This window comes from bacterium (assembly GCA_021159335.1).
In the GTDB taxonomy this organism is placed as follows: Bacteria; UBP14; UBA6098; order B30-G16; family B30-G16; genus JAGGRZ01.
The window spans coordinates 1-12,879 of sequence record JAGGRZ010000031.1 but is presented as its reverse complement, the minus strand read 5'-3'; the positions used below and the strand labels follow the sequence as shown (position 1 = coordinate 12,879).

15 protein-coding genes and 2 tRNA genes are annotated in these 12,879 nt (G+C 46.3%); 8 read left to right on the top strand and 9 right to left on the bottom strand.

The window, feature by feature from the left end; genetic code table 11:
- The 3 genes from J7J62_01965 to rfbB all read right to left on the bottom strand — a co-directional run.
- Positions 1-833, bottom strand: an 833-nt coding sequence (locus tag J7J62_01965; protein MCD6123921.1) for a hypothetical protein, incomplete at its 3' end; no start/stop codon positions are given.
- 4 nt (positions 834-837) lie between these two features.
- Entirely contained in the window at positions 838-1,476 is a 639-nt protein-coding gene (locus tag J7J62_01960) for a phosphoribosylglycinamide formyltransferase (protein MCD6123920.1), read from the bottom strand.
- Entirely contained in the window at positions 1,473-2,471 is a 999-nt protein-coding gene (gene rfbB, locus J7J62_01955) for a dTDP-glucose 4,6-dehydratase (GenBank protein ID MCD6123919.1), read from the bottom strand. The genes J7J62_01960 and rfbB overlap by 4 nt, the downstream gene beginning before the upstream one ends.
- Positions 2,472-2,587: 116 nt before the next feature.
- Between rfbB and J7J62_01950 the strand changes: the two genes are divergently transcribed.
- The gene (locus tag J7J62_01950; protein ID MCD6123918.1) at positions 2,588-2,932 is read left to right on the top strand and encodes a hypothetical protein; all 345 of its coding nucleotides are present in this window, start codon (positions 2,588-2,590) and stop codon (positions 2,930-2,932) included.
- Between the two features lie 86 nt (positions 2,933-3,018).
- On the opposite strand, the gene J7J62_01945 is transcribed toward J7J62_01950, so the two are convergent.
- On the bottom strand, positions 3,019-5,310 hold the full coding sequence (locus tag J7J62_01945; GenBank protein MCD6123917.1) for a T9SS type A sorting domain-containing protein: 2,292 nt from the start codon (positions 5,308-5,310) through the stop codon (positions 3,019-3,021).
- Between the two features lie 149 nt (positions 5,311-5,459).
- Between J7J62_01945 and J7J62_01940 the strand changes: the two genes are divergently transcribed.
- The 5 genes from J7J62_01940 to J7J62_01920 all read left to right on the top strand — a co-directional run bounded on the left by J7J62_01940 (position 5,460) and on the right by J7J62_01920 (position 9,761).
- The gene (locus J7J62_01940) at positions 5,460-6,134 is read left to right on the top strand and encodes an endonuclease III (protein ID MCD6123916.1); all 675 of its coding nucleotides are present in this window, start codon (positions 5,460-5,462) and stop codon (positions 6,132-6,134) included.
- Between the two features lie 59 nt (positions 6,135-6,193).
- A complete protein-coding gene (locus J7J62_01935) occupies positions 6,194-7,201 on the top strand; it encodes a thymidine phosphorylase (GenBank protein ID MCD6123915.1) in 1,008 nt (335 codons plus the stop codon).
- Between the two features lie 23 nt (positions 7,202-7,224).
- Complete coding sequence (locus tag J7J62_01930) at positions 7,225-7,608, top strand: hypothetical protein (GenBank protein ID MCD6123914.1); 384 nt, start codon at positions 7,225-7,227, stop codon at positions 7,606-7,608.
- Between the two features lie 148 nt (positions 7,609-7,756).
- Positions 7,757-9,196 carry a hypothetical protein gene (locus J7J62_01925; protein MCD6123913.1) on the top strand — a complete coding sequence of 480 codons (1,440 nt, stop codon included), beginning with the start codon at positions 7,757-7,759 and terminating at the stop codon, positions 9,194-9,196.
- Positions 9,197-9,206: 10 nt separating this feature from the next.
- Positions 9,207-9,761 carry an HDIG domain-containing protein gene (locus J7J62_01920; protein ID MCD6123912.1) on the top strand — a complete coding sequence of 185 codons (555 nt, stop codon included), beginning with the start codon at positions 9,207-9,209 and terminating at the stop codon, positions 9,759-9,761.
- 55 nt (positions 9,762-9,816) lie between these two features.
- Here J7J62_01920 and J7J62_01915 read toward each other — a convergent pair.
- Positions 9,817-9,899: transfer RNA gene (locus tag J7J62_01915), tRNA-Leu, on the bottom strand.
- 83 nt (positions 9,900-9,982) lie between these two features.
- Here J7J62_01915 and J7J62_01910 point away from each other — a divergent pair.
- Complete coding sequence (locus J7J62_01910) at positions 9,983-10,528, top strand: hypothetical protein (protein MCD6123911.1); 546 nt, start codon at positions 9,983-9,985, stop codon at positions 10,526-10,528.
- Positions 10,529-10,554: 26 nt separating this feature from the next.
- Here J7J62_01910 and J7J62_01905 read toward each other — a convergent pair whose 3' ends face one another.
- Genes J7J62_01905 through J7J62_01890 form a run of 4 tightly spaced genes read right to left on the bottom strand, consistent with a single transcriptional unit; the run spans position 10,555 to position 12,655 of the window.
- Entirely contained in the window at positions 10,555-10,818 is a 264-nt protein-coding gene (locus J7J62_01905; protein ID MCD6123910.1) for a hypothetical protein, read from the bottom strand.
- A gap of 10 nt (positions 10,819-10,828) precedes the next feature.
- Entirely contained in the window at positions 10,829-11,617 is a 789-nt protein-coding gene (locus J7J62_01900; protein MCD6123909.1) for a tetratricopeptide repeat protein, read from the bottom strand.
- Positions 11,618-11,666: 49 nt separating this feature from the next.
- The gene (locus tag J7J62_01895) at positions 11,667-12,017 is read right to left on the bottom strand and encodes an O-antigen ligase family protein (GenBank protein ID MCD6123908.1); all 351 of its coding nucleotides are present in this window, start codon (positions 12,015-12,017) and stop codon (positions 11,667-11,669) included.
- On the bottom strand, positions 11,978-12,655 hold the full coding sequence (locus J7J62_01890) for a hypothetical protein (GenBank protein MCD6123907.1): 678 nt from the start codon (positions 12,653-12,655) through the stop codon (positions 11,978-11,980). The genes J7J62_01895 and J7J62_01890 overlap by 40 nt, the downstream gene beginning before the upstream one ends.
- A 145-nt stretch (positions 12,656-12,800) precedes the next feature.
- Between J7J62_01890 and J7J62_01885 the strand changes: the two genes are divergently transcribed.
- A tRNA-Gln gene (locus J7J62_01885) sits at positions 12,801-12,873 on the top strand.
- Positions 12,874-12,879 lie beyond the last annotated feature (6 nt).

Genomic DNA, 12,879 nt, shown 5'->3' with positions numbered 1-12,879 from the left:
CCAAGGAAACCATCGTGATATTTGTTTGAGAAACCCTGAATTATTGATTCCTCAACTTCGCCGCCAACTCGACAAACGGGACCTATTGAGGTTCCTTCTCGAATTTTTGCGTGAGGCATTATTTTGGTTCCATCGCCAATGTAAGCAGGTCCCAGAATGACTGCGCAAGGTGAGATTTCCACATTTCTGCCCACTATTACCGGTCCTTCGCTACCGTCGAGCACGGCGAACGGTGAAACAACAGAGCCTCCCCCAACGCGCACATCACCGAAAACGACCGCGCGCTCGTGAATCATGCCAAGACTTGCCATATTGGAAAATATATCTGCGAAATCGAGTGAAATTTGCCTGCTGTTAATGTGTATTATTTCCCAGATAGCCGAGGTGATGGTTACATTGCACTCTTTTTTTGGGAATCTTTCCACGAGCTGTCTGTATGAGTTCTCCGTTGGTGGCGAATTCATTATCTCGGCGATTTTGGCTAAATCCTCGGGCAAAGCGAATATGGCTACAACCGTGTCATTCGATACGAAAAGCGTTGTTTCCTCGCATTCGGTGAATTTAGCGAAGTCCTCTTTACGGGGAACAGCTCTACCGTTTATAAACAGCGCTTTCTCCGAAACATCTGCTGAAGAGAGCGGTTTTAACCCCTCCGATGATAGTTTTTCCCTAAGCTCACTTCTTGCCACCGCGAATATTGTGTTCTCGGGGAAGTAATGCTTTGCACGCTCAATAAGGTTTAGACAACCAATGCGAAGTTCGAAAACGGCGTGGGTAAGCGTCAGGGGATAATACTTCTCCCACAAAAAATCCTCCCACAAAACTGTTATCATATCATCACTCCTTGATTAATACTTTTCTGCCTATTACCTCGACTTTTCCTTCGGCGAACCACTGAAGCACCTCGGGGTAGAGCTGATGTTCCACTTCGAGAACGCGGGCGGCGAGTGTTTCTGGTGTGTCGTCGTCGCGAACCTCAACGCACCTTTGTGCCACCACTGGTCCGTGGTCGTAGTGCTCATCGACAATGTGAATCGTGACACCAGTGACTTTACAGCCATACTCTATGACAGCTTCGTGAACACGCATCCCATACATTCCCTTCCCACCGAAACTCGGCAGAAGCGCAGGATGAATGTTTACTATTCTGTTGCGATATTTCTGGATAACCTCAGGTGGCACTTTGCGAAGGTAGCCCGCAAGAGCTATAAAGTTCGCGCCGTGTCGTTCAAGCTCCTCAAGCATGGTTGAGACGAACTTGTCTCGCTTATCAAAATCCTTGCTCGAAAGATAGACGGCTGGTATTCTGTGTTTTCGTGCGCGTTCAAGCGCCATAGCATCTTTCTTGTTGGAAAGAACCATGACTATCCGCGCATCAAGTTTCCCTGCTTCGATAGCGTCGATTATTGACTGCAGGTCAGTTCCTCTCCCCGAGGCAAAAACTGCAATGCGTAATTTCTCGCCTTCCTCGTTCATTTTGCTCTTGCTTTTTTATAAAATTCTTCGGCTTCCCGCGACTTTTTAAGAAGCCATTCGTGCCTTTTTTTAAACCAAATTATTGTTTCCCTGAATTTTTCGGAAAAATCAGCGTTTGGTTCCCATCCGAGGGCTTTTATTTTCGACCAGTCAACGCAATACCTGCGGTCGTGCCCTGGGCGGTCGTCAACATGTTTTATAAGCGAGTGCGGTTTACCAAGTATGTCGAGAAGAAGTTTTGCTACATCTATGTTGTGCTTTATTTCTGATGCACCGATGTTATAGATTTCGCCCGGTTTGCCTTTTCTGAGGAGCAAAAGCAGTGCGCGACAGTTGTCCTCAACATACAGCCAATCTCGCATATGGAGACCATCGCCGTAGATGGGAAGAGGTTCGTTCATAAGCGCTAAAGATACGAATCGTGGAATAAGTTTTTCAGGATATTGATATGGTCCATAGTTGTTTGCGCTTCGGGCGATAATAACAGGCACACCGAATGTTACATAATATGCGTTGCACAGCATGTCTGCAGCCGCTTTTGATGCTGAGTATGGACTTGATGGTTTAAGAGGTGCACTTTCGTCGACGCATCCTTCGATGATAGGTCCGTAGACTTCATCCGTTGACACCTGAAGGAAAATTTTGGGTTTGAGTTCTCGTGCCACTTCAAGGAGCACTCTCACGCCCTCTACATTGGTTCTCATGAATGGTGCGGGGTCGTTTATCGAACGGTCAACATGGGATTCAGCGGCAAAATTTATAACCCAATCGCATCCTTTCATGGCGCGAAAGGCATCGTCAGGCTCAGCTATGTCGCCTTTTATGAATGTTGTTCGCGGGTCGTCAAGGACTCCTTCAAGGTTATCGAGGCTTCCAGCGTAGGTAAGCTTGTCGAGAATAACGACTTTCTCGATGTCCGGCTGGGTTATTAGCAGTCTTACGAAATTAGAGCCTATAAATCCCGCTCCGCCTGTTACCAAAACCTTGTAACTCATGTTGTCCTTTCTTGGGTTCAAAAATAAATTTAATCTTCGCATCGCGAAGCGAAACAAAAATCTTGACAAAACGGTAGTGTTCTTTATTGTGGCATTGATTCGCAAAGGAGGAGAAAGTGGCAGCGTATCTTATAGGCTACGAAAAGGGCAAAGGTGAAACGGAATCGTTCCTCGAAATCGCCGGTCAGGCTGGGAATTACTGCGTTATTACGAGTTCTCTCATTTTCCTGGACAGCGAGCTCGAGTTTCCTGATATAATCTCTCGTTTCTCGAGAGCTATTGACGACAACGGTGTTCTGTTCGTCCTCGACCTCGACACGATGGAGGTTGACGGCATAAACCTTCCTGATTGTATCGATGAGTTTCTCATGGCAGCCGAGGAAGCCAACTTCAACTTCGACGATGAGCTCGACGAGGGTTTTGCCGACGAAGGCGACGAGGGATGGGGCTCGTCTTTCTGATTAAAAGGCTAAATACAAACTCTATCCGGAACAGATTTGGCGTTAAGTAATAGACTGCTTTTTATGATATTGTGCCCTTATGTGCGTTACTTCATAAAGACTATTTTTTTCGTTAAAATCTGTGTTCCATCAACGAGTTTTAGGAAGTAAACTCCACTTGGCAGGTTCTTCGGACTCCATCGTATCCTGTATACATCAGGTTTCGTGAACGGCCCGAATGACTTAACTCGTCTGCCCCCAAGGTCGACTATGTATGCGGAAGCGTTGGGTGTGGTGGTGCTGAATTTTATCAAACACGAGCTGTTGAAGGGGTTTGGTGATGCTGTGATGTCGAGTGCTATTTTTGGTTTTGCAGGTTCCATAGTCCATGCTACCGAATCCTCGTAAACCAGTATATCGTCTATGTACCATCCTACCTCTGTTCCCGCAGCATCGCTTCCTATCTCGAACTTTATTAGTATCAAAGATTCTCCACCAACGCAATAAAGCGGGAAAAGGACTTTCCGCCAGTAGTCGCCGTTTGCTACTCCACCGAATGCTGGTTCGCCGCCTATGAAGGGATTGTGTGGACTTACTGTGCCATCATAGTTGCAGGTGGGATAAACCAGTTTCCATGTTCGTCCGCTGTCAGCGGAAACCTTCACATTGCCGCCATCCCACAGGATGTTTAGGAATTCACCGTTGAATCTGTACCAGGTGTAGAAAGTAACCACAGGATATGGTGACCGTCTTATGTTGACCGGCAGTATTAGTTGCCAGTTAACGCTGTCGTCATAGTCGCCGTGAAGATTGGTGCCCCAGCAAAACGAATCCGAGTAAGCATTCTCAGGGCCGACCATGAACTCGGGCTTGCCCCACTGCCAGCCGCCTATGGGTTTGGGTATCAATCCACCGCTGTCCTCATCGAAGTCGGAGAAGTAGAATATCGGCGACATTTGAAGATACATTTCGATGGTGTCAAATCGGTTTATCGTGAACGGTATCGAGTCCACCGCCACATAGCTCGAGCATCTTAGCTGCAGATAATGGCTGCCCACCACCACGGAATCGATGAAGAACTCTCCTGCAGTATTAGTAATAGCGTAACTGTTGGTTCCCATTATTCGAACTTCAGCTCCTGAATCGTTATCAGAGTATCTCAGGTCAACTTTGCCCTTGACCACGCCAAAAGCATTATGCAAACCGAAGTTATCGATATACCAGCCGGTGTCTGTAACAGTAGCATTCGAGATGAATTTGAATCTGCCCATTATCTCCATGCCAATGTAAGGTCTGAGGTCAAATGAGCAATACTCCCATCCATGAGAATGACCTGAGAATGCTCTTTGGCCAGCAAGTGGACCGCCGGTCATGACAACAGGATAGCCATCTTCCGGTTCAATAACCACCCATGTTGACCCCTCGTCAGTGGAAACCTCAAAAACACCACCATCAAGCCCTGTTTGCATGGAGTAATAATGCCAGAAATCCATAATGGGATAAACAGCGTCGAAAAGATCGAGGTGAGGGGTGTAAAGATACCATTCTGCGTTGTTGCTGTACATGTCGCTCATCTTCGTGCCCCAGATATAAAGCGGGCTTGGTATGCCCAGGTATAATGCTGACCACGATATGGGAGGAAATCCTATTTCCCAGCCCGAGTCGGGCACTGCCTTAAAGTCCTTTTCGTAAGGGTTTGCGAACCCATTAAAATAAGGCGGCGTCGCCACCGGGACCGCTCGAATTCTCACGGCAAGGAGGTCGTGTAGGTATCCGCCTGTTTGCGTCCAGATGCCAATCTGGATGCCATCGGTACCATCTCTGTTTTCCCAGCCTATCCTCGCCCTATGTCCTGGTGAGGCAAGTCGAGTAACCTGAAGATACTGAAGGATTATCTCCCTTCTTCGATAATCGAGAATTATCTGAAATGTTTGTTTCGGATATGTTGGGTAATATTCTGGAATGTCGATGTAGGAAACTACGAATTTATCACCAAGGTCCTGATAGTAGACCTGCCCAGTGTCGCTCATTTGGGGAAAGAGGTCTGTCCAGAATGCGGCTATAGTATTGTTAGGCAAGGTGGTGTGTGGTATGTCGTAACCACCTGCTGTAGTAGTTCGCCAGGTGCCGAGTGCAATCCAGCCGTTCGAGCAAATAGTAACGGTATCGTAGTCAATATTATAATAATTAAATGGATGGCTCAACCTGACGAGAGTGTAGTTATCGTCTCGGTAGTGAAGGTTCGTGCCGGTGGATTTTATGTCGATCCAGTTGAAAGTTGGTCCACCAGGTTCATCAGAATCTATCCATGTGTAACCAAATCCGTCAGGACCCCCTCTGCCACAGTAGGCTACCCCAAAAGCGAGGATGGTTAATAGTAATATAATTTTTGTTCTCATATTTAACCCCCGTTTCTTGCCTGCATTACGAAATTAAAGACCCGTTTTAAATTTTCAATATAAAATTATAACAATTTACTTATAACTCGCCACTATAAAACGAAAATTTGTTTTAGCATTTTCCGTTATGGGCATTATTTTTGCATTCTATGAAACCTGATACAATAAAACATGATTCTGATTATTTCGTTAAACTTGATAAGAAATTGGTGGAAGTCTTTGGGATACCCGAACGACACTGCGACGACCCGACGGGTTTTCTTGTTAGAGGGCTACTATCGCAAAACACGAATGACACTAATCGTGACCGAGCATACGAACGACTAAAAGAAAAGTTTAGCAAATGGGATGATGTTTTAACAGCTGATGAGGCTGACATAGCTGATGCGATAAGAGTAGCCGGTCTGGCTGAGATAAGAGCAAAAAGGATAAAAGGGCTTCTTATGTGGCTTAAAAAGAGGAACGAAGGCAGAATAGATGCCTCGTTTTTGCTTGAAATGCCTTACGATAAGGCTTTGTCGCTGCTTATTGGTGTGGATGGCATAGGGCTCAAGACAGCCGCAGTGTTTTTGTTATTTTGTGGTGGTGCCCCGCTTTTTCCTGTCGATACGCACATAAAAAGAATAATGGTAAGGCTTGGGGCTTTTCCCCCTAAAACATCGGCAGATAAGATGATAAGGGTGCTATCAAAAGTAATACCGAGTGATTTACATTATAGGTTTCACATAAATCTTCTCAAACTCGGACGAAATATTTGCACAGCACGCTTAGCCAACTGCGCTGAATGCCCGATATCGGAATTTTGCGAAAAAATTAATATTTAGATTGTTTTTCCGCTAACTTTAATTATTTTTTATCTCAAAACTTCATAAGGAGTGACACAATGGTACCGACGGAAGTAATAAAAGCCAAGAGGGATGGCAAGACGGTCGATGAGAAGGCGCTGCAAAGTTTTGTCAAAAGCTATGTCAGGGGTGATGTGCCCGATTATCAGATGGCGGCTTTTTTGATGGCAACCTATCTTAACGGAATGACGCGAGATGAGATTCTTGCGCTAACCAAAGCATATGTTGAAAGCGGCCGTCGTCTGGATTTCTCCGACCTTGGCGCACCCACCGTTGACAAGCATTCGACGGGTGGAGTAGGCGATAAAGTGAGCATAATGGTAGCGCCGATGGTGGCATCATGTGGAGCTTTGGTGCCTATGATTTCAGGAAGGTCTCTTGGTCATACTGGGGGAACACTCGATAAGCTTGAATCCATTCCCGGGCTGAGAACAAATCTCACATCGAGAGAGTGCAAGCGGATACTTAAACGGGTTGGGATGTTCATAGCTGCACAGACCGATGAGATGGTTCCCGCCGACAAAAAGATTTATGCCCTAAGAAACGCCACGGGTACCATAGAGTCAATCCCGCTTATTGTGGCGAGCATAATTTCAAAAAAGGTTGCTGAGGGTGCGCAATCGCTCGTTCTCGATGTCAAGTTCGGAAACGGGGCTTTCATGAAAACCGCAAGACAGGCGAGAAAGCTCGCAAGAGAGTTGGTGGCTGTGGGCAACAATTATGGTCTAAACACGGCGGCATTGCTTACCGACATGAACCAACCCCTTGGTATTGCGGTGGGCAATGCGCTCGAGGTGAAAGAGGCGATAAGCTGCCTTCGTGGTGAGGGGTGTCCCAAAGACCTTATGGATGTAACCCTCGCCGTTGGAGCTTTGATGCTAAAGCTATCGGGCATTACGAAGTCCGTGGTTGATGGGAAAAGAATGCTTGTCGGGAGCATAAACTCCGGTAGAGCGCTGGAGAGGTTTGCTCATTGGATAGATGCTCAGGGTGGAAATCCTAAGGTGGTGGCGGTAGAGCGCTGGAGAGGTTTGCTCATTGGATAGATGCTCAGGGTGGAAATCCCAAAGTGGTGGAAAACCTTGGTTTGTTGCCAAAAGCACCTGTGGTGACCGTGGTAAAGAGTGATGCTTCCGGCTGGGTTGACGATATAGACACATACAGGCTTGGAATGCTTGCGGTAAAGCTCGGTGCGGGAACTCTGGAGCTTGATGGTAAAGTGGACCATGCAGTAGGTATGAGGATTCTCGTGAAACGCGGCGATAGAATAGAAAAGGACGAAATCCTCGCTGAGGTTCATGCGAGAAGTAAATCTGATGCCCAGTTCGCAGAAAAGGAAATTCTTGAGTCCATATTAATAGCTGAAGAGCCAACGAGACCCAGAAAGCCAATAATGAACGCTATAACGCAATATGGTGAGAGAAGATTCCTGTGGGGATTGGACATAATATAAATTTTCGATATTGTCCGAAAAATCCGGATTAAATTCAGGAAATACATCATTTGTTCCTGTGGAAATTTCCCCCTATTTCTAATAATAGTTGACATGGATGAATATTCCGTCAATTTTAGTGAACTGAGTAATCAGAAGAGGGGGTAACATGTTTGCGAGAACCAGGCTGTTCGCAGTATTGATTCTTTTTGTCCTTAGTTTTTCCTTGCTTTTTGGGCAAGAAATTTTTGGTGAAAATGCTGGTGGCAAAGAGGTTTTGGGAGTACCCATCTCGTTCGGAGGGTTTTACAGGATAAGATATTACTACACCTCTACTCAAGGTGTCAGCCCTGCAGGTCCTTATGGCGAGCCACTTGTAGAAGGGGGAAAACTGTCGTTCCTTCTTAAGCCACAGGTGGAGATAATGCCATCCGAAAACATTACTATAGGAGCATATTTCAGGCTTACCAACATTGATAGAAGTATTATATGGGGTTCGCCTGATTATTTTACGAACATTCTGGTTTCTCCTTATTTGAGAATAGATTACGGCCCACTTGGCGTTGATATGGGCTATTTCCGTGAGCATATGACGGAGTTAACCGTTATGCGCTGGGACAAGGATGATAACCCGCCGGGGGCGGGTGGCGTTGAGGGAGAGTGTAGAAGTTGCGTGGGTTTGCCGGGAGAAATGTCTTTCGAGAACCTCGAGGAGATAGACAAGGATATAGGGCTTGAGGGCTTGAGGATTGATGTCTCGGTTCCCGTTAAAAGCGTCGAACTCGATTTTAAGTCGTTTTACGCTCGGCCAACAAAACAGGACGAACTTTGCGATGTCCTTACGAGACACTTTATTTGCGGTGAGCTTGGTGGTAATTACGAATCCGATGTTTTTTCGGGATGGGCACGGGTCAGGATGATGAACATCCAGGATGAACAGGGAAGCTGCGCTTTCAGCCTTAATCCTATGCTTTGGCAAAATGTGGCTTCAGGTGATTTTGGCTTTTCGGTTTACTGGGTAAAGCTTCAGGCTGAGCGAGCATGGTGCAGAACTAAACACAGACCAGTAGATAGGATAGGTGCGTGGAAAGTTCACGAGGGTAGGGCGTTTTTAGTTAGACTCACCGCAGAACCACAGGTAGGACCAGTCCTTTTGGGGCTTGACCTGGCAAAATTAAGCCTTGAGAGCGGCTATGATGCCGAATACAGAGCGCAATCGTACTACAGCGGTGAAGATGGAATTCGTGCTACCGTAAAAGGCGAAGCGAAATTCGGCAAGTTAGATTTAAATTCTGCGTTTTTCTACAAAGATGTCGAGAACGCTGTGAAACCTTTATCAGCTGATACGCTTAACATTCGCACTCTGGGCGTTAACATAGGTGGTGGACTTGAGATAGGAAATGTATACATTTCGGGGAGTGTAAGCGGTTCACGAGAGAAATCAAAGAAGGTTGGCGATGTTGATGATGAACAGAAGCGGGACATCTATGTTCTCGAACTTTCCGTGAAGCCTGTCACGATGATGACCATTTCTTTTAATGTTATGTACACCGAAACAGACGGCAACATAGCGCGAATATTTTCGCTTATGACATCGGTTGATTTTTGAGGAGGGTTCAATGACGCGCGATGAAGCCATAAAGCTCGTTAGTTCGCGGGTTTCGAACAAGAATCTTGTTAAGCACATGATAGCAGTGGGTGCGGCGATGAGGGCGTTGGCTCCCCGTTTCAGCGGTGACCCTGATCGGTGGGAACTTGCGGGTATCCTTCACGATATAGATTATGACAAAACCGTGAACGACTTTCCCAAGCACGGCATTCTGGCTTATCAGGAGCTTAAGGAACTCGGTGTGGACGAGGACATCGCCTCGGCAGTAAGAGCACATCCAGCCCACGAGGGTTTCGAGCCGAAAACTCCGATGGAATGGGCACTCCATATTATTGACCCGCTTACTGGATTAATCGTAGCTGCTGCATTGATGCACCCTACTAAGAAGCTTTCGGGACTCGATGTGGGGTTCGTTATGAGGCGTTTTAAGGAGAAGCGTTTTGCAGCTGGCGCCAACAGAGAGCAAATAAAACTTTGCGAGGAGAAGCTTAATATCCCACTTGAGGAGTTCGTTGGAATAGTTCTTGAGGCGATGAAAAGCGTATCTGATGAATTGGGTCTTTGAACAATATAGTCTCTGCGGCCGTTTTCCCGATTGCGATTAACAGTTGATAACTTAATGCGGGAGGTGGGACTTGAACCCACACGGGTTTTGCCCACTGGATCCTAAGTCCAGCGCGTCTGCCAATTCCGCCACTCCCGCTTACGGAATAAAAATATCGGGCATGGGGGCATTGTCAAGTGTGTCTGGTTGGAATATTGGGGATGCAATAATGGGAGGAGATAATGGGTGAAATGCCTTTTTACAGGGAGTTTCAGGGGCTCGACCCGAAAGTAAAACGGCTTGTAACTATTGTTATCGTGGTATCGCTTTGGATTCCGTTTGTTATCCACTTTGTTTTTAAGGTTCCATTGGGTGATAAGGATATTAATAACCCGATTGTAATAGCGCTTTGGGTGTTGGTGGGCTTGGGTGTACCGCTTTTCATAATAAACGGCGGAATGGAAACATTGGTTACCACGACGGGGATAAAGGTCAGGCAATACTGGATTTTTGGCACTACTATAAAATACGATAAAATAAAGAGGGTGACGAAAACTGAGATTAAATTTAAAGATGTCGGAGGTTATGGCTATCGCTACTCGCGGAAACTCGGCAGATGCTTCGTTTTGCATGAGGGTGAAGCGCTGACATTCGAACTTGAGGGACACAAGAAAGTAACTATTTCAACGGAAAATAGGGATAGATTGCTTGAAGCTATAAAAATGTTCCTTCCGGAAAAGGTTTTCAGGGAAGGCGAGGAAAAAGCGAAAAGGGTGAAATTCATGTAATCAAATTTTAAAGGTTTTCTTCTGATTCACATCACAAGCTTCCATCCTTTGTCGGTAAGTTTGAAACTGAAAATCCATACTCTTTTGTCGTTGTCGGGGTCGATGGGTGTTTTGTGCACGAAAAGCAAGGCGCTTACCACAGCTTTCCCGCGGATAAGGTCTTCGTTAACGCCGTATATCTGACCAAGGTAAACCTCAAGCCCCTCTTTAAGCAGCGAGTATGTTGAGTCAATCGTTATTTCCTTCATCCAGTTCGTATCCCCCATGCAAAGGGCATCCACGAATTCCATAGCGAGCCATTCAGGGGTTTTCGTGTCGATTCCCCATATTTGGCATAAACATAGCGCGAGCTATAGTGTAACGAAACGACACCGTGCCTTCAGTGTAGCGGATGCCGGGCCGAACATCGAAGTTTTTCGTAAGCGATGTCAGTATGGATTCGGCTATGGCGGTGTCGCCCCTGTGAAGGATGAAGAGCGCCGCTTTAAGCTGATTATCTGGCTGAACGAATGGCGCAAGTTTGACGGCTTTAACAAACTCGTTCTCCGCTTTGGACGAGTCGTCCCTCATTATTGAAAAAGCGTATTGATAGATGACATTAATGTTTTTGGGCTCGAGCTTTATCGCCCGTGCGAATGCCTTGGCTGCCTCGTCGTTCATGCCAAGGATTTTGCATGTTTTGCCGTAATCATACCAGTACTTTGCCGAGAGCGGGAAAAGTTTCGCAGAAGCTTTATACGATTTGAGCCTTTGTTGTGGCGCGTATTGCAGGTCGCCCCAGTCGTGCCTGATGCTCGCGTAGGTAACAAATGCTGAAGCAATGAATCCTATTGTGCAAAAAATGGTGAATGCGGTCTTCCATGTTTTTGTGAGGTAACCTTTATCCTCCAAGGCTATTTTGGTTCCCAGGGCGAGAATCACGATAAACGGCAGAGTGCTTCCCCAGAATGTCCAGTCGAAGTCGATTCCTATGTGAAGGGCGTATGCGAGTGTGCCGAATCCAATCCCCCAAAGAAGGAGGTCCTCTTTTTTTCGTGACTTTTTGAGGATAAAAAAGATGGGCACAAAAAGCGCTGCAAAGAATATCAACTGCAATTAGGTTGAGTGGCATTCAAACTTCAGCGGCACATTGGAGATATTAGCTGTGAAGGTGGGAGGAAAGATAATGGCTGCTTTCGAGGAAAATAGGATACGCCACGAGAAACGCTCCAGCACCAACACCGAGGAAAGGATTTTTCAAAAGCATTCTTAAGCCCATTCGTATCATCATTCTTCGCTCAAGTATAGGTTCCTCGGGGCTTTTTGCGGCTATTTCCTCAATTTTTGCGAAGCGACTTATGAGCCAATGCGGTGGAACTATTGCGGATGAAATGGCAAAGCCGACTATGACTATTAGTATTATTCTCCACAAATTCGCCGTGACGGGTTTCCGATAAAAGATTGTTGCTATTACGGCTGAGGTAGCGAATGTAAGCCACGCTCCAGCCACGCTCCTCGCGAACGGGTTAGGATAAGTGCTCCGAAGCCGAGAAAAAGAACCGTTAGGTAGAACGCTTTCCACCATTTTCCCCTTTCCGTGAGCCACAATCCTAAAAGCAACGGGATGAACATGGACACGAATCCCGCGGCAGGGTTTTTCCAGTAGAATGTGGAGATAAAGTGGAATAACATGTCGTGGCGCCCTATTATTATTCCCAGACGCGCACCAAGAAGAAATGCGTAACCTATAACTATCTCGATGGCAAAAATTACCGAAAGTATTCGCAGAAGATTCCTTATGTAGTCTTTTGGGATGGAAAAAGTTATAATCGCTAAAACCACAAGCGAGCCATTAAGCAGTATCCATCGTGCAGTTAATGCGGGCGAATAGCTTGATACGATAGTGATTCCGCCCCACAAAAGGTTTGCGAACCACAGGATAACGAACCAGGACGGTGGTTTTCCTAATTTGTCCTTTCTTGTTAGTATTATTATTCCCAGCGCCCACAGTGCCAGGGATGCGAGTTGCTTGGTAGCCTCGCCCATACCGCCGTTGGAGATGAGGGTAAGGAAAATGATGGCAGGTAGGACCGCTAAAAACGAGTAGTAGAGCGTTTTGTCAGCTTTTTTCGATAAGTTTTCTTGCATTGTGAAAAAAGTCTTTCTAAATAAATGTAGATTGTGTTAAGTTATTTGCAAGGAAATAGGAGGAGGTGGTAAGGGAATAGGTTTTTATTTCTCTTGACAGGAGGGCTTATCTTATACAATTTAAGAATTTGTTAGGAGCGATTTTTGGGGCGTAGCCAAGCTGGCAAGGCAGCGGACTTTGGATCCGCCATTCGGAGGTTCGAATCCTCCCGCCCCAGAGAATG